Origin of the sequence: Nitrosopumilus sp. (assembly GCF_025699255.1) — an archaeon.
In the GTDB taxonomy this organism is placed as follows: Archaea; Thermoproteota; Nitrososphaeria; order Nitrososphaerales; family Nitrosopumilaceae; genus Nitrosopumilus.
In genome coordinates this window covers 36,438-56,398 of the sequence record NZ_JAILWA010000002.1, presented here as the reverse complement: position 1 = coordinate 56,398, position 19,961 = coordinate 36,438, and the positions used below count along the sequence as shown (strand labels likewise).

Annotated in this window: 18 protein-coding genes; 7 read left to right on the top strand and 11 right to left on the bottom strand. The window is 27.5% G+C overall.

Annotated features, from left to right (window positions below):
• Positions 1 to 13 precede the first annotated feature (13 nt).
• Together K5781_RS02300 and K5781_RS02295 are read right to left on the bottom strand one after the other, a co-directional pair.
• Positions 14 to 1,759 carry a hypothetical protein gene (locus K5781_RS02300; protein ID WP_297440312.1) on the bottom strand — a complete coding sequence of 582 codons (1,746 nt, stop codon included), beginning with the start codon at positions 1,757 to 1,759 and terminating at the stop codon, positions 14 to 16.
• Between the two features lie 106 nt (positions 1,760 to 1,865).
• On the bottom strand, positions 1,866 to 2,819 hold the full coding sequence (locus K5781_RS02295) for an iron-containing alcohol dehydrogenase (RefSeq protein WP_297440310.1): 954 nt from the start codon (positions 2,817 to 2,819) through the stop codon (positions 1,866 to 1,868).
• A gap of 62 nt (positions 2,820 to 2,881) precedes the next feature.
• Here K5781_RS02295 and K5781_RS02290 point away from each other — a divergent pair, with 62 nt between their 5' ends.
• From K5781_RS02290 to K5781_RS02275, 4 genes are read left to right on the top strand one after another with little or no spacing between them, the layout of a single operon-like run.
• On the top strand, positions 2,882 to 3,781 hold the full coding sequence (locus tag K5781_RS02290) for an isocitrate lyase/phosphoenolpyruvate mutase family protein (RefSeq protein ID WP_297440308.1): 900 nt from the start codon (positions 2,882 to 2,884) through the stop codon (positions 3,779 to 3,781).
• On the top strand, positions 3,778 to 4,266 hold the full coding sequence (locus tag K5781_RS02285) for a thiamine pyrophosphate-binding protein (protein ID WP_297440307.1): 489 nt from the start codon (positions 3,778 to 3,780) through the stop codon (positions 4,264 to 4,266). The genes K5781_RS02290 and K5781_RS02285 overlap by 4 nt, the downstream gene beginning before the upstream one ends.
• On the top strand, positions 4,259 to 4,807 hold the full coding sequence (locus K5781_RS02280) for a thiamine pyrophosphate-dependent enzyme (protein ID WP_297440305.1): 549 nt from the start codon (positions 4,259 to 4,261) through the stop codon (positions 4,805 to 4,807). The genes K5781_RS02285 and K5781_RS02280 overlap by 8 nt, the downstream gene beginning before the upstream one ends.
• A 6-nt stretch (positions 4,808 to 4,813) precedes the next feature.
• Complete coding sequence (locus tag K5781_RS02275) at positions 4,814 to 5,560, top strand: NTP transferase domain-containing protein (protein ID WP_297440302.1); 747 nt, start codon at positions 4,814 to 4,816, stop codon at positions 5,558 to 5,560.
• On the opposite strand, the gene K5781_RS02270 is transcribed toward K5781_RS02275, so the two are convergent.
• The 7 genes from K5781_RS02270 to K5781_RS02240 form a co-directional block, all read right to left on the bottom strand.
• On the bottom strand, positions 5,557 to 6,681 hold the full coding sequence (locus tag K5781_RS02270; RefSeq protein ID WP_297440300.1) for a sulfatase-like hydrolase/transferase: 1,125 nt from the start codon (positions 6,679 to 6,681) through the stop codon (positions 5,557 to 5,559). The two genes, K5781_RS02275 and K5781_RS02270, sit on opposite strands and share 4 nt — an antisense overlap.
• A gap of 62 nt (positions 6,682 to 6,743) precedes the next feature.
• Positions 6,744 to 8,060: a sulfatase-like hydrolase/transferase gene (locus tag K5781_RS02265; RefSeq protein WP_297440298.1), complete on the bottom strand. Its 1,317-nt coding sequence runs from the start codon at positions 8,058 to 8,060 to the stop codon at positions 6,744 to 6,746.
• 8 nt (positions 8,061 to 8,068) lie between these two features.
• Positions 8,069 to 9,211 carry a UDP-N-acetylglucosamine 2-epimerase gene (gene neuC / locus K5781_RS02260; RefSeq protein WP_297440296.1) on the bottom strand — a complete coding sequence of 381 codons (1,143 nt, stop codon included), beginning with the start codon at positions 9,209 to 9,211 and terminating at the stop codon, positions 8,069 to 8,071.
• Positions 9,208 to 10,239 (bottom strand): N-acetylneuraminate synthase family protein, encoded by a 1,032-nt coding sequence (locus tag K5781_RS02255; protein WP_297440294.1) that lies wholly within the window; start codon positions 10,237 to 10,239, stop codon positions 9,208 to 9,210. The genes neuC and K5781_RS02255 overlap by 4 nt, the downstream gene beginning before the upstream one ends.
• Positions 10,240 to 10,243: 4 nt before the next feature.
• Positions 10,244 to 11,173: a methyltransferase domain-containing protein gene (locus K5781_RS02250; RefSeq protein ID WP_297440292.1), complete on the bottom strand. Its 930-nt coding sequence runs from the start codon at positions 11,171 to 11,173 to the stop codon at positions 10,244 to 10,246.
• 39 nt (positions 11,174 to 11,212) lie between these two features.
• On the bottom strand, positions 11,213 to 12,220 hold the full coding sequence (locus K5781_RS02245; protein ID WP_297440290.1) for a Gfo/Idh/MocA family oxidoreductase: 1,008 nt from the start codon (positions 12,218 to 12,220) through the stop codon (positions 11,213 to 11,215).
• The gene (locus tag K5781_RS02240) at positions 12,217 to 12,984 is read right to left on the bottom strand and encodes an acylneuraminate cytidylyltransferase (protein WP_297440288.1); all 768 of its coding nucleotides are present in this window, start codon (positions 12,982 to 12,984) and stop codon (positions 12,217 to 12,219) included. Before K5781_RS02240 ends, K5781_RS02245 begins: the two co-directional genes overlap by 4 nt.
• A gap of 97 nt (positions 12,985 to 13,081) precedes the next feature.
• Here K5781_RS02240 and K5781_RS02235 point away from each other — a divergent pair, with 97 nt between their 5' ends.
• Complete coding sequence (locus K5781_RS02235; RefSeq protein ID WP_297440286.1) at positions 13,082 to 14,077, top strand: polysaccharide biosynthesis protein; 996 nt, start codon at positions 13,082 to 13,084, stop codon at positions 14,075 to 14,077.
• On the opposite strand, the gene K5781_RS02230 is transcribed toward K5781_RS02235, so the two are convergent.
• Both K5781_RS02230 and K5781_RS02225 read right to left on the bottom strand, forming a co-directional pair.
• Positions 14,074 to 15,384, bottom strand: a complete 1,311-nt coding sequence (locus tag K5781_RS02230) for an aminotransferase class III-fold pyridoxal phosphate-dependent enzyme (protein WP_297440284.1) — start codon at positions 15,382 to 15,384, stop codon at positions 14,074 to 14,076. The genes K5781_RS02235 and K5781_RS02230 overlap by 4 nt on opposite strands.
• Positions 15,381 to 16,928 carry a hypothetical protein gene (locus K5781_RS02225; protein ID WP_297440281.1) on the bottom strand — a complete coding sequence of 516 codons (1,548 nt, stop codon included), beginning with the start codon at positions 16,926 to 16,928 and terminating at the stop codon, positions 15,381 to 15,383. Before K5781_RS02225 ends, K5781_RS02230 begins: the two co-directional genes overlap by 4 nt.
• An 85-nt stretch (positions 16,929 to 17,013) precedes the next feature.
• Between K5781_RS02225 and K5781_RS02220 the strand changes: the two genes are divergently transcribed.
• Positions 17,014 to 18,744 (top strand): N-acetylneuraminate synthase family protein, encoded by a 1,731-nt coding sequence (locus K5781_RS02220; protein ID WP_297440279.1) that lies wholly within the window; start codon positions 17,014 to 17,016, stop codon positions 18,742 to 18,744.
• Positions 18,745 to 18,782: 38 nt separating this feature from the next.
• Positions 18,783 to 19,916: an N-acetyl sugar amidotransferase gene (locus K5781_RS02215; RefSeq protein WP_297440277.1), complete on the top strand. Its 1,134-nt coding sequence runs from the start codon at positions 18,783 to 18,785 to the stop codon at positions 19,914 to 19,916.
• Positions 19,917 to 19,961 lie beyond the last annotated feature (45 nt).

The window sequence follows — 19,961 nt, the reverse complement described above, 5'->3', positions numbered from 1 at the left end:
ATTAATTCAAATTTTATTCTAGGCATATTTGATCATTTTGTGTAATAGTATTTTCATTATTTTTAATAGAAAGAATACAAAATGATTTAGAAAAATCACTAAAAATTATTTCATGATTATCAGCTAAATCTTGGAAAACAATCTTTTCATGGATAGTAGTAGGGGTTTTGAATATGAAAACAGAATAATCTTCACTTAAGATATTTTTTAATAAAGAAATGGAATCAGGAGGGGCAATTTTATCATCTATAGGTACTATCTGGAAAGGAATTACATCATATTCTAAAATTCTATCAGTTTTTAGGGCTACAATCACATTATTTTTTTTTAATCCTTCCAAATCAGGAGGATGATTTAAAGATAATTCAAATGGATTTTGGATTTCAAAAGTTCCGTTGAAGATTGCTTGACCAAATGGAGTAAAGTAAATTGAACTTCCAAAAAATATAATCAAACAAATAATTACAAAAATTTTAATTATTTTTAATCCAAATATTGGAATTCTTTTTTTATCAATAGAAAAAATTTTGGTAATTAAAAATCCAATTATCATATAAAATAAAATAAATGCAGGAAACATGTATCTACCAGGTACTCCATAAGATGCTCTATCTTCTGAAGTTAAAGCTGAATAAAACCAAACCGTAGAAAGAATGAAAAAACATATTACAAAAATTTCTTTTCTATGATCTTGTGTTTTTAATGAAATTATTATACCAGAAAGTAAAATCAATATTGAAATTATTCCAAGCCAGAATTTTCCAAAAAGAGGATCAAAATTTTGAAATAATGACGATTCCATAGCGGGAAATTGATATGGTAAAAGATATTTTGAATATTGTTTGATGTTTTCAAAATGCCTAGACTCAAGTTCAAAAAAGGATGAAATTTCTTTATCAGTTGTTCCTTCACCACGCTGAATTATGATTTGAGTTGTAAATGGATCACCAAAAAAGAAATCATGATATCCAAACCAAAATGAAAAGAAAATAATCCAAGGTATTAGAAGTAAAGCAGACTTTTTGAAAGCAGATTTCGAAAATGATTTTTGATAAAGTGATTTTTTATTATTTTTTGTCCTTAAATGTTCAAAAATAAAATATGAAAATAAGAAAATTAATTCTACGGGGAAAAAAATTATATTATTAATTCTAACAAAAGTTGCTACCGATAAAAATAATGAAGTTAGAAAAATTGAAAGGTTAGATAAATTCTTTATGAATTTTATTAAAAAGTAGAAACCCAACAAAAAAAGAATTGTAGCTGAACTTTCAGTTTGAAAAGAAACTGCCGAACGAAGGAAAATATGATTTGTGACTAAAAATAAAATTGCTAAAAGACCAACATATTTTCCAAATAATTTGGTAGATACACGTTCTGAAACAATTAGTAAAAGAATTCCAGAAATTGGACCAAAATAAAACAAACCAAAATTTCCTGTTAGAGAATAAAGAAATGATGCCCATAAATGAAACCCTATTGGTCCTAAGGGAACTGCATAAGAAGGATCAATAGTATTTGCCCAATCACCAGGTTTGAATTCAAATTTTCCAGTATTTTCTAATAATTCATTTGTAATTGCATATTGACCTTGAGAAAGTTTGATCCCAATTGTCGCCAAAGTATATCCATCTGCTGTATCATAATAAGGGGCAAAATTAGAAATTAAATAAAAACCAAAAAATCCAATAATTAAAATCTTGCATAAAGAAACTTTAGATAAAAAAAATGTTTGATTAGTAACATTATTTGTCTTCAATTTAATTCTCTTTTTCAATGTATGTTTTAAATCAATTTAAAATAATATTTTTCCGAATAGGCAATTTATGTCAAATATTTAAAATCAAAGGAAAATTTGATGAAAATTAAAAAGTGTCATAGAATTGTTTTGAATTTAGTAGATGTAATAACTCAATTATCTTATCTTTTGAAATAAATTTAGGATTATTATCTAAATGTTTTTTATCCTTTAAAATTAATTCTGATGCAATATCATAATTTTCATCAAGATGTATAGGTTCAAAATTTAATTTTTTTACAATAGTTTTAAAGCGATCATAAAATTTTGAATTGTTGAATTTGTGGGCAACTGAAGTTGTATAAGATAAAGCATGCCCATGAGAATACCCTTCATTAGAATAAACATATGATAATGCATGTCCTAATGTAGTAGAACTATTTCCAAAGCCTAACCCCGTAATTAGAGAACCATATGGTAAAAGTTCAAAATTTTCAGAAAGAATTGCACTTTCTAAACAATTGAAAGCATGTTCACAAAGAAATTTTGTGTATTGATTTGCAATTTTACTATCATAAGCTTCTGTACATTGTGCACAAGCATCAATTGCTGAATTTTTTATAATATTCAAAGGTGTATTGGTAATGAAATTACTATCAACGATTGAAATATCAGCAAATAGTTTATCATCATGAAAGCTTTGTTTTTTTCCATTTACCTTTAAAACTGAAATTCTAGTAACTTCACTACCACTTCCAAATGTTGTTGGAATTAAAATTTTAGATTTGTTTAATTTTGCGGCAACAAATTTTGCTACATCTAAAGTGCTTCCTCCACCAACACCAATTATTGTAGAAAAAGAGTCATTTCTAAATTTTGAAATAATTTTTTCAGTGGTCTCAATTGATGGATTAGGTTCAACATCTTCAAAAAGTAAAAAATCATTTAATGCTAAATATTCTAGCCATCCTCGGGATTTAGCACCTTTACTGGTAATAACCAAACTATCTAAAGGAAAAGAGAAATTTCTTACAGAGTTTTTGCCAAAAATAATCTTTGGAGGCTGTTTAATAGTAAACATTATCATAATTTTTTTAACAATCTATTATTATAAGCTAAAAAACTAGTTTCATTGTGACTAAAATGAATTCTAGTTCTAATAGTTTAAGAAAAAAATTAGCAGAACAATCCATTGTTAAAGTAGGAGGCGCATTTGACGCCATGTCTGCCAAACTAGTAGAAATTCATGGTTTTGATGCAGTTTGGGCTGGAAGCTTTGCCATTTCCGCCACTCATGCACTTCCTGATGCAAGCATTCTAACGATGACAGAATTTTTACATGCTGCATCCAATATGGCTGAATCATGTAATATTCCCATTATTGCAGATTGTGATACGGGTTTTGGTGGACCTAGTAATGTTGGTCACATGGTAAAAAAATATGAAAAAGCAGGAATTGCAGCTGTTAGCATCGAAGATAAAGTATTTCCAAAACAAAATAGCTTATTAGAAGATGGAACTCAAGAACTTTTACCGGAAAAGGATTTTGTTGCAAAAATCATTGCAGGAAAGGATGCAAAAATTTCGAATGATTTTATGATTATTGCTAGAGTAGAGGCTTTAATTGCAGGTTTAGGAATAGATGAAGCAATAAAACGTGCAACTGCATATGAAAAAGCTGGTGCTGATGCTATTCTCATTCATTCAAAAAAGAACACACCACAAGAAATTTTTGAGTTTAGTAAAAAATGGGAAGGAAATATTCCCTTAATTTCAATCCCAACATCATATCCTAATGTAACAACTGATGAATTGATTTCAAATAATTTCAAAATGGTAATATATGCAAATCATACTCTTCGTGTTTCATATTTAGCGATGTCAAAACTTTTGGAAGATATTTCGAAAACAAATAGCTTATCCAAAGTGGAACAAGAAATGTCATCTATGGAAGAGATTTTTCAGTTGCAAGAAATGTACAATATTAAAAAACAGGAAAAAGAAATTGAAGAAAATCTTAAAAAACTTGGATATGTAAAATGAATGAAAAATCACAAAGATCAATGTTTAAATTTTTGAAGAAAATTGGAATAAAGAATTTTGTAGGAGTCCCAGATTCTACTATGAAACATTTTATCAACCAAGGACTTGAAAAAAATGAGATAATTATAACAACTAGAGAAGAAGAGGCTATAGGAATTGCCACAGGTATGTCTTTAGTTAAGAGCCAATCGCTAGTTTTTATGCAAAATGCAGGTTTTGGAAATTCAATAAGTACTATAACTTCACTAGTACAATTGTATAAGATTCCAATAATTTTTCTTATCGGATGGAGAGGCTACCTTCCAACCGATGCCCCAGAGCATACAAAACTAGGAAAAATTCAGCCAGAATTGATTAAAAGTTTAAAATTGAAATCAAGAATTCTTACTGAGTCAAATTGGAAAGAATCATGCAAATGGGCAAAATCACAAATAAAATCTGAAAATCCATGTGTCTTAATAATTAAAAGGGAATTTCATGATTAGAAAAGAAGCAATTGAAATCATTGGAAAGTTTTGTAAAAACAATCCAATTGTTTCTGCAAATGGATTCATTAGCAGAGATCTATATGATACATGTGAAAAGAAATCTAATTTCTATATGATAGGTTCAATGGGGCTTGCATCATCAATTGGTTTAGGAATTGCTTTGACAAGATCTAAAAAAAAGATCTACGTATTTGATGGAGATGGTAATATCTTAATGAATTTAGGTTCATTAACCACCATTGGAAAAATGTCTCCAAAAAATTTAATCCATGTAATTTTTGACAATTCAATACATGAATCAACTGGAGGACAACCCACACACACATCAACAATAAAAATTGAAAAAATCGCTAAAGCTTGTGGATATACAGTATATAAAACAAGTTCAAAAGAAAAATTAATTGAAATATTAAATAAAAAATTAAAAATCAAATCGCCAATAATGATTTTGATTAAAATTCAACCAAGTAAAATTGTTAGTTCTAGAGTAATGTACAAACCAACAGAAATTAAAAAAAGGTTCATGAAAGCAATTTAGAATAAAATGAGAGTAATTATTATTGCAGCCGGTTATGCAAGTAGATTAGGAGATATTACTAAAACAACTCCAAAGGGATTGTTAGATATTAACGGAAAAACAATTTTAGAGAGACAAATTTCACTATTTAAAAAAAATCAAATTAATGAAATTATCATAATTACAGGACCACACAAAAATTTTGGAATTGAAAATATCTTATATCTTAATGATGATAATTATGCAGAACATGATGTTTTGGGTAGCTTAATGGCTGCAAAGGACAAAATTGAGGGTAAGATTTTAACATCATATTCAGACATTCTGTTTGAAGAATCAATATTAAAAGAGATACTAAGTTTTTCTGGAGATATAGGAATTCCAATAGATCTTAATTGGGAAAAATCCTATGAAGGTAGAACTCAACATCCTAAATCTGAAGCTGATAATGTGTTAATAAGAAATGATAAAATCATTAAAATTAAAAAAAATATAGAAAAAACAAATGATGAAGATGTAATTGGAGAATTTTTAGGTCCAATGATTCTTTCAGAAAAAGGTTCAAAGTTATTTGTAGATACATTTATGAAAATTCAAAAAAATCATGTAGGAAAATTTCATAATGCACCATCATTCAAGAAAGCATATCTTACAGACATGCTTCAAGAATTAATTGATTTGAACATTGATGTTAAGCCAATTTTCATAGAAGGAAATTGGTGTGAAATTGATACTCCTCAAGATTTAGAAAAAGCTAGAAAGTTATTTAGTTAAATTTTTCCATCACTTAAAATTTGAAGTTTTTCAAATAAAACGGTTTCAATTTCTAAGTTATTTCCTGAAAGATTGTTTGTTTCATGTGGATCATGAACCAAATCATATAATTCTCTGGTTTCATTATATTCATTAAATATTAATTTCCACTCTGAAGTTCTTACAGATTTTATATTTGGTTCTTTAGGAGGTTTTGTATCTTGAAGTGGATTTCCTGTTTCAGAAAAAGCAATTTTTTCTGGAAGGGATTTTCCTCCAAATAATGGCAAAAGTGATTCGCCATCAATTTTTTCATAATTTAGATCTAAAGAAATTCCAAAGTAATCTAGAATGGTAGGCATGAAATCAATAGTTCTCACTTGTTGACTAATTTCTAAATTTGGCAAATCAGGCGTCAGAAAATATGCAAATGTTCTCAATGTATAATCATAACAAAAAGCTCCATATGCTCTTTCACCAATTTTTTCGCCAATACTAATCCCATGATCGGACATAATTAGTATCATAGAATTTTTTGAGAGTTCTAAATCATCAATGGTTTTTAAAATTTCTGTTAGATATTTTTCTGCACTTTCAAAAAGAGATTGATATCTTTCTTTGTTTTTTTCTTTACTGTTAAAATAATCTTCACTAAAATTATTGTAAACTTTTAAAACTTCATTCATAATTCCAGTATGAATATTACTATACTGTAAATAAAGAAAGAAATTTTGTCCAATATCATTTTTTATTTTCATTTCTTGAAGAAATTTTTGATGTCTTAATGTAAGATTATCATTTAATTCATCATGAATTAAAAATTCATCCAACCCTTGTTTTGGAATAACTAAATCGTTTACAACATCAGCTTTTGTATAATAATTCTCATCATGTAGATATTCAGAAATTGTTTTGAATTTATTTTTTTTAAAATTATAAGTTGACCAATAGCTGTTTGTACCTGTTCTAGTCCCATAAGAACCACTGAAAACCGCATGCATTGCAGCAATTGTATGTGGACCATATGTGATTGGTTGAGAAAGGCAAATTGAATTTTTTTTAATAGATATAAAAGTAGGTGATTTTAACGAATAATCTAATCGTCCTCCATCAATCATCAAAATTATAAGATTTCTTTTCATATTATGAACAGAAAACTCCAAGCTAATAAAATTATTTTATTATTTTATAAAATATGTAGATGTTATACGTATCCCAATTTTTTAAGTTCATCTTCAACCTTTTTTGTTTCTTCAACACTCATGGATGGTTTTTCAAAGCGTTTTTGCAGTTTGTTACGTAAATCCATAAGGTCAGATTCCATTTTGCTTACAAGGTTTGAATTTTCTAATGCAATATTTTTTTCTTCCAAAATATCCTCTTCTAAATTGAATAAGTGGATTTTTTTAGAAGGATCTTCCAAACTTCTAAAATATTTGTATTTCAATGTTCGAATTCCAACAGTTGCTTGAGGATTCTTTGTATCGGTTTCAAAAATAGTATTTTCCAGATATACTGTGGAAATGTCTACTGATTTGCCACTAAAAATTGGTACAAGACTTTTCCCATCGATTTCCTTTAGATTGATTGGAATTTTCAATAAATCCATTAAAGTAGGAAAAATATCTACACTTCTGACAAGATCATCAACAGGGCCAATAGAATCAACACCACATCCTGAAAATAAAATTGGAACGTGAATTAAATCATCAAACAAATATCGTTCTTTGGCAGTTCTTGTTTGAAGCGTTCGTTTTTCTAAAGGATCGTGTGTTTGAAATTCTTTGATTTTATGTTTTGTCCCGCGTTTTATTGAAGAAAGATAATTGTAAGTTGAATTAGGTAATTTTGATCGAAGTTTAGATTTTAAAGAAGATTCGTGTTTAGGTAAATCTTCAGATAATAAATAATCACCATGATCAGATGTTAAAATTATCAATGTGTTTTTTAAATCAAGAGTTTCAATCAATTTTCCTAAAAAAGAATCAATCTTTTCTACAATCACATCATAACGTTCAGAATAATTTTTGTCAGTGTATTCTTTAGGAACTCTAATTGGAATATGTAAATCATCTAAATGGATTAAATAAAACCATGGTTCTGAAAATGACTTGATCTTGTCTAAAATTTGTTTATCCAAGCCTTCATGAAGATTAGTGGAAGTACGGTCATAGCCTTTATCTTCATTTTCAAAGTTTACATCAAATCCAATTTCAGTTAAACCTGAATCCATTGTTGCAAAAGTATGATATCCATTATTCTGTAAAATTGTAATGAAATTTGAGGAATCTGAAAAAATTTTATGATAACTCATTCCATCTTTACCAGCATTTATTGGGTATTTTCCAGTAAAGATACTTCCATATCCAGTAATTGTGTAATCAGAAGAGCTAAATCCATTTTTAAAATAAATCCCTTTTTTTATTAATAAATCAATATTTGGTGTTTGGATATTTTTGTTGTTAAAGCATTTGTCTGCCCGCATTGAATCAATTAAAATTAAAATTATGTTTGGCTTCATTTTTTATCTCAATATGATAATGTCTTCTGAATAGGTATTTTAGATAGATCGAGTGTTTCCAATATTTTGACAATTTTTGATGCACTATTACCATCTCCATAAAGACTAGTAGATTTTTTTACTTTATTTTTAAAATTTTTGTCAAAAACAGCCTTTTTGATGGCTTTTTTTATTTCATTTTTGTTATAGTTTACATCAATCACACTAAATGACTTTAATCTTCCTTGTTGACGAGTACCAATATTTACTGAAGGAATTTTTAAGAAAGGTGTTTCAATAATTCCACTACTTGAATTTCCAACTAATGCAGATGCATGAAATAAGAGATTAACATATTTGTTATTTTGAATTGTTTTGATATGTTGAATTGAAGAATTTTGTATTAATTTAGAAAGTTTTTGAGAACCAGCATCAGCATTTCCATGTATAAGTAACGCTTGAATTTTTAATTCAGAAATTGCTTTTAATGTTTTCAAGAAATTTTTATCGACATTATTAACTTCTGTAGTAACTGTGTGTTGTAAAACTACTATAAATGGAGAAGAAAAATCAATTTTGAATTCTTGAGACAAATTCTCAATTGTTAGTTTTTGTGTTCGAAGAATATTGTCTAATCCTGTACTTCCAACAGTAAAAATGAATTTCTTATTTTCTCCCATTTTTTGTAATCTAGTTGAGGCAATTTTATTTGATGTAAAATGAATATGTGAAAATTTTGATGTTGCATGTCTTATTGATTCATCGATAGTACCAGTAATATCACCACCTTCAATGTGTGCAACATGAATATTCATATGTGAACCAACAATAGCTGCCGCAAAATTTGCACCTATATCAAAACCAGCTAAAATTAAATTAGGTTTTTCTATTTTCACTATTTCAGTTATTTTTAAAATTGCTCGACCAAAACTTTCAACCATTTCCGAATTAGTTCCTGTAAAATATTTTGGATACATTGAAAATTTATAAGAAATTTTGAAACCATCATTTTTTATTTCATTAATTGTTTTTCCATGACTTGACAAAAGATGACTGCCTGTGACAACAAGACAATAATCAAGTTTGGACGATTTGGTTATTTTTTTTAAAATTGGTCGAAATTTTGAATAATCTGCTCGCCTTTCAGTAACAATAAGAATTTTTTTCTTCAAACTATATCTTTCCAAGTTAATTGTTTATTTGGTTTAATAGATTTTTTAGCGTTTTTACCTATAATTTCATAGAATTTATTTGCGTGTAAATCACCTGTTCCGGGTCTTTTTGTGCCTATATTCTCTAAAGTAAATTTTTCTCCCTTTTCAATTGTTTTTGTAGTAACAATTGATGCTTCAGCAAATTTTCGTATTGGTTTTTCATTTTTTAAAATAAATTTCGAATCTCCTAGTGCTTGTTTTACTGCGTTGCACCCAATTACCAATTCATTTAGTTCAGACGGATCCAAAGAAATTTTTTGATCTGGTCCAGACATTTTTTTATCTAGAGTAAAATGCTTTTCGATTATAGATGCTCCTTTTGCGACACTAGCTATAGCAGTATAGATTCCAATAGAATGATCTGAAAGACCTACAGGAACATCAAACATATCTTGTAATTTTTCAATCATCCCCAATTTAATTTCGGAATAATCTGAAGGGTATGTAGATGTAGTTTGGAGTAATGCAAATAAATTTTTGTATTTTTTAAAAATTTTTACAGCAGATCGAATTTCTGAAATAGTTGACATTCCAGTTGATAATATTATTGGTTTTCCAGTTTTTGCTACAGTTTCAAGAAAAGGTAAATTTGTAAGTTCCCCAGATCCTATTTTGTAAGCAGGAATTCTAAGTTTTTCAAGTCTTTGAACAGCCTCAATAGAAAAGGGGGTAGATAAAAATAGAATTTTTTCTTTTTTACAGTATTTTTGAAGTTTTAGTTCTTCTGTTTCAGATAATTCACAATTTTTGATTATATTCCATAGAGTTTTTCTTGAAATTTTTCCTGGTCGAATATTAGTTTTAATCATTTCTTGATCTGCAATATGGGTTTGAAATTTAATACAAGATACGCCAGCTTTTTTGGCAACATCAACCATTTTTTTAGCTATTGTTAAAGAACCATTATGATTAATTCCAGCTTCTGCAATTATAAAAACTGGAAAGCTAGTACCAATATGAAAATTGGAAATTTTTAGAGATTTCAAGATACTATTTTTTTAGAATAAAACACAGATAAGGTGAGTTTTCTAGTGAATAAGTTTCAGGAAGGTTCAAGAGAGGTTTAAATAATTTAAAGAATATATCAACCCATTCTTTTTTGATATTTTTTCTTTGTTCATCAGATAAAGATTCAGACATTTGAATTAGCAAATGAGCAATTGGTCTTAGTCCAATGTTCCACATATCAATAATTAATTTACCAGGATGAACATTTTTCACTTCTTCAATTTTAAATCCTGCTTCTTCAATTAGCTTTTTCCATTCATTATATTTTCGTAAACCTTTCATAGTTTCTCGTTTTTTTCTATCTAGAATATCAATTGCTTCTTTTGAAAGAAAACATTCCAATTCATCTAAAGTTTCAAGATGAAATGGAGTAAACAAATGAAGAACTGCTCTTCCTTCAGGATGTAGCATTCTGTGAATATCAGATAATAGAGGTTGTGGTGGGTCTACCCAATAAACAGAGTTACTGTAAATTGTTTTAAAAAAATCATCTTTAAATGGAAGAGGAGTTTTATTATTATCATGTAACACCAAATTTTTGTATAGACCTAACTTTTCTGCTTTACTAAGTAAATTCTGTTTCCAATCGGTACCATAATCAATTTGTTTGTCAGCATTTTTTAAAATTTTTACTGCATAGTTTTCATCAAAAGAATCATGAATGTCTACAAATTCAGAATGTTTGAATTCTTTTGCAAGAGTTGAACCAAAATTATCAAAATCTTCATGAAATTTACCTCCCATATGAACAAAAGCAAACTGTCCATCACCACAGGAAATATCAATAGAGGGAGATTCAAAATCTATTCCATCAAGAGATTTACTTCTAAAATAACACTCAGGGCCAACTTCAGGTCTTAACCAATGAAGATTTAGAAAATCCTTTAGAATATCTTCATCATGTTGATTCACAAGAATACAACTTTTTTTGACAATTTAAGTTGTTCTGATTCAGATAAAAATTGTTTCAATTTTTTTACCAGTTTTATTACTTTTCTCAATTGCATCTAAAATATTGAGAAGATTTAATTCATTTTTAAGAGTGTGAGGATATTTTTTTAATCCCTTTATAGCATTGATGAAAGCTTTAATTTCTTCTTCATACATTGACTCAGGAATTTTCTTAGCATAACCTTTGGCATATTTTCCAATCAATAATTTTTGAGTTTTCCATCCTTTTCCATTATTGATAGATATAGTATTTTTAAAAAAATCACACAGTATGGAACCAGATTCACCAACAATTTTTGTTTCTCTAAAAGTGGGTTGAGAAAAGACATCTATTAGTAAATGGCAAGAGATTTTATTCTTGAATTCAAGAAAAATATGGTAAAAATCATCAATATCTACAGGCAGACTAGAAATTTTTCCTTGAATTCCAATAACAGATTTGACATTTGAAAATAAATGTATAAGCCAAACTAATTCTACTGGAACCATTTCACGAGCTCCCCCAGTTTCTTTTTTTGAAACATAGAAATCATCAATTTTTTCCCATGGATGCCAAGAAGGGAGATATTGACCTGTATGATGTTCTATTGCTAAAATATCACCAATTGAATTTTTTTTAATTAATTTTTGTAGTGATTTTACAACAGGGTGAAACTGCATTGTACATGAAGGAGCTCCAATGATATTTTTGTTTTTTAATTTTTTAATAATAGATAATGTATCTTTAGAAAACATGTTTACTTCCATGAAAAAATGAAGATTATTTTTGATTGCTAATTCTGCATATTTTTTATGTAAATCGGGAGGAGTTGAGATAATCATCACATGAGGTTCCTCTCTTAAAGCATCATCAATTTTCAAAAATGTAGGGATGTTGAATTTTTTAGATACAGTTGTAATTCTATCTAATTTAGGATCAAATCCAATGATATCTTTACAATTTAACTTGAGGAGATTTCTAATTCTTCTATTTCCCATTGAGCCTAGACCGACAATTAAAAATTTCATTTTATTTCATTTGTTTTTGTAGAAATATCAGATAAATTAGTTTTCCAGTGATTTTTCCATTTATCTTCAGTATTTCTAATTGCTTTTAAGATATTGGAATTATTATTTAGAAATATTGAAAGTTCCTCTAAATCAAAATTTTTTGAAATACTAGAAAAAATTTCTTTAGCTATTTCAAAATCTTCTGGATAATCCAATGATAGACGTAAATTGTTTGGGAATTGGTTTTCTAAATTTTGTATAGCTTCGCCTTTTGAAATAAGATTTGATTCAGTAAAAAAACGGATCCAACCAGTTTCAGTATCATCAGAATTTTTATTTTTACAAATTTGTTTTAAAATATGTATAGGAAATCCAAAAGATTGTAATCCCAATGGAACGGATGAAATTTTAATAAAATCAGTTTTATTTTTAATATATTCTTCAACAATGTCATCAATAGATTTAGGATCAGTGTAAATATCATCTCCATCTACATTAACAATATAATCAGAATTGAATGTTGTTGCTGCATCAAGATATCTTTGTAGGATATCTTTTTCAGAACCTCTGAAATATTTGATATTATTTTTTTGTAAAAAATTCACTAGTTCATCATCGGATGGTAAAGTTGTTGTACACACCACAATGTTTCTAATTTTTTTTGCATTTGATAATCTATCAACCAAGATTTTAAGAATTGGTATTTTTGATATTTGTAAAAGTGCTTTTTTAGGTAATCTACTACTATCTAATCGTACAGGAATGAATATATCGAAATTCATAAGAAAATTCCTAGTTATTGCTTAATATCTTAATATGCTAAATTCACGAATAGTATGAGTAGAAATTATTTTATTATTAATGGATTAAATGTAGAGATTGATTAAAAAAGAGACAAATTTGAAAGGGAAAAAAATTCTAATCACAGGAGGATCAGGGTCAATTGGAATTGAACTAATTAAACAAATTTTAAAAGAAAAACCATCAAACATCAGAATTCTTTCAAATAACGAAAATTCAATATTTGAACTTAAAAAAATTTTTGGTAATAATCGATACATCACTTACCTTTTAGGAGATATTAGAGACAAGGACAGACTAAAGTTGGCAATTCGTGATATTGATATCGTATTTCATGGCGCTGCAATGAAAAGAGTTGATGTTTGTGAAGAAAATCCTTTTGATGCAGTAAAAGTCAATGTTATGGGAACAAGCAACATTCTTGAAGTCTCGTTATTAGAAAATGTTTCAAAATTTGTTTACATTAGCACTGAAAAAGCAGTTAATGCCTCAACAACAATGGGAGCAAGTAAATTTCTTGCAGAGAGACTTGCAATCAATGCTGGATCATATAGAGGAAAAGGAAAAACAAGTTTTTCAATTGTAAGACTCGGAAATGTTTTTGGATCAAAAGGATCAGTTTCACAAATATTTTTAGAGAGAATTAGAAAAGGTTTGCCCATAGAAATTACGGATAAAACAACATCAAGATTTTTTATTTCAATCCCTGAAGCAGCATCATTTATTCTAAAAATTGCCAAAATTGGAAAAGATGGAGAAATATACATCCCAAAAATGCCAATGATGAAAATTTATGATTTGGGAGAAAATATGATTAAATTTTTACAAAAAAATTCAAAGATTAAAAAATCTAAAATTCAAATAAAACAAAATTTTGTAGAAAATAGTATTGAATATTTAATCTCAAAAGAAGAACTTCCATTTTGTTATGAAACAAAAGAAATGTTCAACATTACAAAAGTTAAGAACAAGAAAAATTATTCTTTAGAACATTTTAGTTCAGATAAGTCCAAAAAAATTGGGAATAAAAAATTTGAAAAAATCTTAAAAGACCTAATAAAACAAGAAAATTAGAGTGTCTTCTTTTTAGTAGACTCAATAACCACATTCCAGATGGATTGAGGAAGGTTTCCTTCAACAAATTCTTTGAAATTATCATCTTTTACTTTTTTACTAATCATATCACAGATATCTTCAAGGGAACTTAGAGTGTTAGATATATCTAATTCTGAATGCGAATAGCTGATAAATGTGTGACCAGGGGAAATAAAAATTCCTTTCTTAATCATTTCTTGTAAAATTAATGCTTTCAAAGAATTAGATTCATTTTTTTGTGAATCATAACATTTCAATGCCATACGAATATCATACCCCATCATTTTTGCATCCAAATCATAATTTTCAACAATTTTATTCCAACCATTAAATAGTTTTTTCCCTAAACTCCAACAATAATCTAATGTGTTATTATTTTTCATTTCATTTAATGTAGCATTACATGCAGCAAGTGAAAGTGTTTCACTATTATTTGTGGAACTAACCCAAAGTTTATCAAAGATTTTCATAAATTCTGATTTACCTGCAATTATTGATAATGGAAATCCATTTGCAATTCCTTTTCCATAACAAACAAAATCTCCTTCAATATCAAAATATTTTTGTCCGCCTTGAAGATCAAATCTAAATCCAGTAACAATTTCATCCAAAATTAAAATTGATTTATTTTCATTTGTTAATTTTCTAACTTGTTGTAAAAAATCATTTTTTGGTTTTTCTAAATAAGTTGGTTCTAAAACAACAGTTGCAATTTCATTAGGGTTTTCATGGAAAATTTGTTCAAGACCAGATGCGTCATTATAATCAAAAATTTTTATCAAATCCTGATTAAATTTTGGAACCCCATCATTCCTACTAACCATAGCAGCTTGCCAATCATGCCAAACTCCACCACTTCCACAATAAGCGATTTTTTCACGTTTTGTTAATGCTCTAGCTGCTCTTACTGCACCAGTTACCGCATTTGAACCTGATTTTTCAAATTTTACCATTTCAGCATTGGGAATAATTTCAGATATTAATTCAGAAACTTGAATTTCAATTGGATGCGGAAGTGAGAAAAGAACACCATCTTGAAGTTGTTCCATTACTGCTTGATTAACAGATGAATAGTTGTATCCCAAAGTAATTGGTCCTAATGCCATCAAATAATCTATGAATTCATTATTATCTACATCAAAAAAATGAGAACCTTTAGCAGATTTAGCATATACAGGATAACAACCTTCTACAAAAGTTGTTGCAGATCTACTAAATGTTTGAGTTAATCCGGGGATTAATGTTTTAGATTTTTCTAATAATTTTATAGATTCATCAAAAATCATTTTAATACAACATCTTTATCATCATAGTTTTTAAATTTCTTTAAATGTTCATTTAACATAGGTTCAAATTTTGATTTATGACGCTCAAGAAATTTTTTCATTTCTGAATTTTCAATAAATTGTTCTTGATTAAACCCAAGATAATGGAATGTGTTTTGAAAATCGATCAGATATTCCCATTCTTTAAATTCAAATGAATTTTCATGTACATAACTTACATAATCATAAAGAGCTTTAAGATCAACAGAACAATTCAATGCTGAATGAATAGTTTTAGAAAGATTTTCAAAGTGATCTATTCTAAAAACAGATGGAATGACAACATAATCAACATCAGAAAAAACTATGCTTGGTTTTTTATATAATGCAGCTTCTAAACCAACATCACCAGATATGGTCATAGCTATTTTACATTTTTTAATTAAATCGTGAGAGGAAATTAAAGGATGAATCAATTTAACATTAGGTAATTTTAAAAATTGCTCATAATACTCAATATTTCGCCAACCTTCATCGCGCATTACAGGGTGTTCTTTTACATATAACATCATGCCCATAGGTAATGATTTGGCAATGTTTGTTGCTACAACAATTTGGTTAAAATTAAAACGAGATTGAATTAAAATTTCACGTTCAGGTTCTGAATGTAATGGAAAATATACAAAATCTTCAGAATCATCAATTTTTTTTATACAGTGAGTATCAAGGAAATTTTCATTAGTTTTTCGTCGTCTTTCTCTAAAAAATTTAGAAGATTTTTTAATTATTGAAAATTTTGTTTTTCCTTTATTAAGATAAATTTTTTGGTTATGTTCATTCATAGAATTTATTAGAAATTTTCCCATTGCAAATAATTTTTTAGTTTTTGGAATTGTAAATTGTGTTCCAAATAAAGAACCTGTACCACGTTTGTATGTTTCAAGATATTTTTCAAGATCTTCATGTGATTTGATAATTGGATTTTTAATTTGCGTGTAAAGTTCAGGATTATCAATTTTTGCAATGGTTTTTGAAATAGTTAATCTATTTCCAAATCTTGCTGTCTCAAGCATTAAAGAAGGAATACCAAGTTTTTCACACATTAAATGAAGTAAAAGTTTTGGATGTCTAGTAACCATATTTGTAAGAAAATAATCAGGTTTGATTTCCTCTAAAATTTGTTCAAATAATTTACATTCATGTTGAATTATTGACAATATTTCTACCTTAGAAAAATTATGAAAAGGATTGAAATCAGAATAAAAAAATCGTTCAGTGTAAATAATATCCCATAAATTTATACCCCATTTTTGTTCAAAATTTTTCAAATAATCTTCATCAACATCTATATCATTTTTAACAAAATCATAATAATTCCATAATTTTGAAAATTTAACTAAATTTTGATTTTGATAAAAATTTTTTATTCCAATCTCTGCATCATCAATTAATCCAAATAATTCAAAATCAGAATCCTCTTGAAGGAGATTAGCTAAAGAATAATGTACAAAATCTTGACCAGACCAAATTAACAGTTTTTTCAAAATATTTTCAACCTTATTCATTAATCAAACAAATGATAGAATAATAATTAATTGGTTAAAATTACAAAATTCGTGTAATTTTAATATCTGTTAAACTTAGAAAATATTGTTTTCAAACAAGAATTGTTTTGTAATTGCTGAAATTGCGAATTCTCATGAAGGTAGTATTGAAAACGCAATTCGACTCATTAAAGAATCTAAAAAAGCTAATGCAGATGCAGTAAAATTTCAAATTATTTTGGCAGAGGAATTAGCTACTTCAAAACATAAAAATTTCAAATTATACAAAAAGCTCCAATTTTCAAATCCAGAGTGGCAAAAAATCTCAAAAATTAGTAAAAAACTAGGATTAAAAATATTTGCCGATGTATTTGGATTAAAAAGTGCAAAAATAGCTGTTAAAATTAAAGTTGATGGATTCAAAATTCATTCGTCTGAAATAGGAAATAAAAAACTAATTGATTATTTATCAAAACAGAAAAAAAATATTTTAATTTCAGCAGCTGGGTCAAAAATTATTGAAATAGAAAAAATTATTTCAATATTAGCATCTCCAAATAAAGAAATTGCTTTACTACATGGATTTCAGGGATATCCAACTAAACTTGAAGATTTAAATTTGAAACGATTGTCTGTATTGAAAAATAAATTTAGAATGGAAATTGGCATAATGGATCATGTTTCTGGAGATTCAGAATTTGCATTAATTGCTCCATTATTAGCAGTAAGTCTTGGGGCAACAATTGTTGAAAAACACATTACTTTGAATAGAGATGAAAAAGGAATTGATTATTTTTCAGCATTAAACCCTATAGAATTTAAAAAAATGGTAAAATTAATCAAAAATTCACATAAGGCATTAGGTAATGGAACTGTGGAAATTTTAGGGAACGAATTACAGTATAGATTATTACATAAAAAAACTTTAATTGCAAAAAAAGATATTCCAAAATATAAAATTCTTAGTGAGCAATATTTTGATATCAAAAGAGCACCAAAGGTTACAGAAATTTTAAGTTTTTATGATTTAGATGGAAAAATTGCAGCAAAGAAAATTACAAAAGGAACAATAATTACATCCAAACATTTAGAAATTAAATCTCCTAAAGTTGTAGCTGTAATTGCATGTAGGATTAATTCAGATAGATTATTTGCAAAGCCATTACAAAAAATAGGTAATGAACCTATTTTAAAACATATTATAAAACAAATTAAAAAATCATCTCTAATTAATGAAATTGTACTCGCAATAAGTGAAAAAAATGGAAATCAAGTGTTTGAAGAGTTCGCAAGGGAAAATAATTTAAAATTTGTAATAGGAGATGAAACAGATGTTTTAAGCAGATTAATCAAAGCATCAAATTATACAAATGCAGATATTGTTTTTAGATGTACATCAGAAAATCCATTTCTATATTGGGAAAAAATTGACAATATCATAAAGGAGCACATTAGTGGGAATTTTGATTATACCTATATTCCAAAAATTCCTCTTGGTTGTGGATTTGAATTAATTAATAAAAAGGCATTAGAAATATCACACAAGAATGGTTTGAAAAAACACAGAAGTGAGTTATGTACTTTATACATAAATGAAAATCAAAAAAAGTTTAAGATCTTACCATATATGCCACCAAAAGAATTGCAAAAGCCAGGAATAAGATTAACGGTTGATACACCTGAAGACCTACAATTAGCTAGAATAATCTTTGATTCAATAGGAGCAAAACGTCTAATTCGTATCAAAGATATTATTTCATTCTTAGAAAAGAATCAAGAATTAACAAATCTAAATAGTGATGTCAAAGTGGAATATCGTAGATATGATAACGTATGAATTTAAAATTAAGAGAATAAAAAATCAGAGTGGATAATATGAGAATATGTAAGCGATGTATACAACCAGACACAAGACCAAATATCTATTTTAACGAAGCCGGAGTATGTGGTGCATGCATATGGGAGTTAGATGAAAAACCCAAAATTAACTGGCAAAATAGAGAGAAGGAATTACATGATATTGCTAAATGGGCAAAAAAATCATCAAAATCCAACTATGATTGTATTATTGGAGTAAGTGGAGGAAAAGATAGTACCTTTCAAGCATTAACAGCTCGCGACAGGTTAGGCCTTCGTTGTTTACTAGTTAATGGAGAACCAGAAGGAATTACTGAAATTGGTAAAGAAAATATTGAAAATATTAAAAATTTAGGATTTGATGTGATTTCTCTAAGACCAAATCCTAAAGTAATGAAAAAACTGGTTAAATATGATTTTTATAAATATTTGAATCCTCAAAAAGTAACAGAATATTCTTTATGGGCATCATCATATATTATTGCAAATCAATTTGAGATTCCTCTATTAATTCAAGGAGAAAATCCTGCATTAACATTAGGTGTTAGTAAAGGGGGATTAACTAAAGGTTACAATGCACTTGAAGCAAATAAACAAAATACATTATCATATGGATGGAAAGAATATTTGAATGTAGAAGGAGTTGAAGAAAAAGATCTTTTCTTTTTTCATTATGATGAAAAAGAATTGGAAAAGAAAAATATCAAAGGTGTTTGGTTACAATATTTTTTGAAAGAATGGTCTCCAAAATATAATGCAGAATTTTCAAAAAAATATGGTTTTAAACAAAGAGAAGATGGATTTGATCCAAATTCTATTGGTACGTATATTCCATACTTTCAATTAGATTCAGATTTGATTCAAGTAAATCAATTACTGAAATCAATTAAGCTTGGATTTGGTCAGTGTCTTGATCATACATGTTATGATCTTAGGGAAAATAGAATTTCTAGAAAGGAGGCAATAGATTTAGTTTTAAAATATGATGGAAAATGTAGTGAAAAATATATTGAAAAATTTTGTAATTGGATAAATATTTCTATTAATGAATTTTGGAATGTTGTAAATAAATTCAGAGGAAATATGTGGAAAAAAGAAGGAAATGATTGGGTAAATTCTTTTCAAAAAGAAATTAGAAATCAGGTAAACTGAAGAATTTTAATATTTTTACTTAAAATTTTAGAGAATATATTGTAT

What these genes read in the sequence shown, in the direction of transcription:
- K5781_RS02240 (WP_297440288.1), bottom strand. Translation starts at nt 12,984, where the DNA reads ATGAATTTCGATATATTCATTCCTGTACGATTAGATAGTAGTAGATTA.
- K5781_RS02215 (WP_297440277.1), top strand. Translation starts at nt 18,783, where the DNA reads ATGAGAATATGTAAGCGATGTATACAACCAGACACAAGACCAAATATC.
- K5781_RS02270 (WP_297440300.1), bottom strand. Translation starts at nt 6,681, where the DNA reads ATGAAAAGAAATCTTATAATTTTGATGATTGATGGAGGACGATTAGAT.
- K5781_RS02285 (WP_297440307.1), top strand. Translation starts at nt 3,778, where the DNA reads ATGAATGAAAAATCACAAAGATCAATGTTTAAATTTTTGAAGAAAATT.
- K5781_RS02280 (WP_297440305.1), top strand. Translation starts at nt 4,259, where the DNA reads ATGATTAGAAAAGAAGCAATTGAAATCATTGGAAAGTTTTGTAAAAAC.
- K5781_RS02265 (WP_297440298.1), bottom strand. Translation starts at nt 8,060, where the DNA reads ATGAAGCCAAACATAATTTTAATTTTAATTGATTCAATGCGGGCAGAC.
- K5781_RS02230 (WP_297440284.1), bottom strand. Translation starts at nt 15,384, where the DNA reads ATGATTTTTGATGAATCTATAAAATTATTAGAAAAATCTAAAACATTA.
- K5781_RS02245 (WP_297440290.1), bottom strand. Translation starts at nt 12,220, where the DNA reads ATGAAATTTTTAATTGTCGGTCTAGGCTCAATGGGAAATAGAAGAATT.
- K5781_RS02290 (WP_297440308.1), top strand. Translation starts at nt 2,882, where the DNA reads ATGAATTCTAGTTCTAATAGTTTAAGAAAAAAATTAGCAGAACAATCC.
- K5781_RS02295 (WP_297440310.1), bottom strand. Translation starts at nt 2,819, where the DNA reads ATGTTTACTATTAAACAGCCTCCAAAGATTATTTTTGGCAAAAACTCT.
- K5781_RS02225 (WP_297440281.1), bottom strand. Translation starts at nt 16,928, where the DNA reads ATGAATAAGGTTGAAAATATTTTGAAAAAACTGTTAATTTGGTCTGGT.
- K5781_RS02275 (WP_297440302.1), top strand. Translation starts at nt 4,814, where the DNA reads ATGAGAGTAATTATTATTGCAGCCGGTTATGCAAGTAGATTAGGAGAT.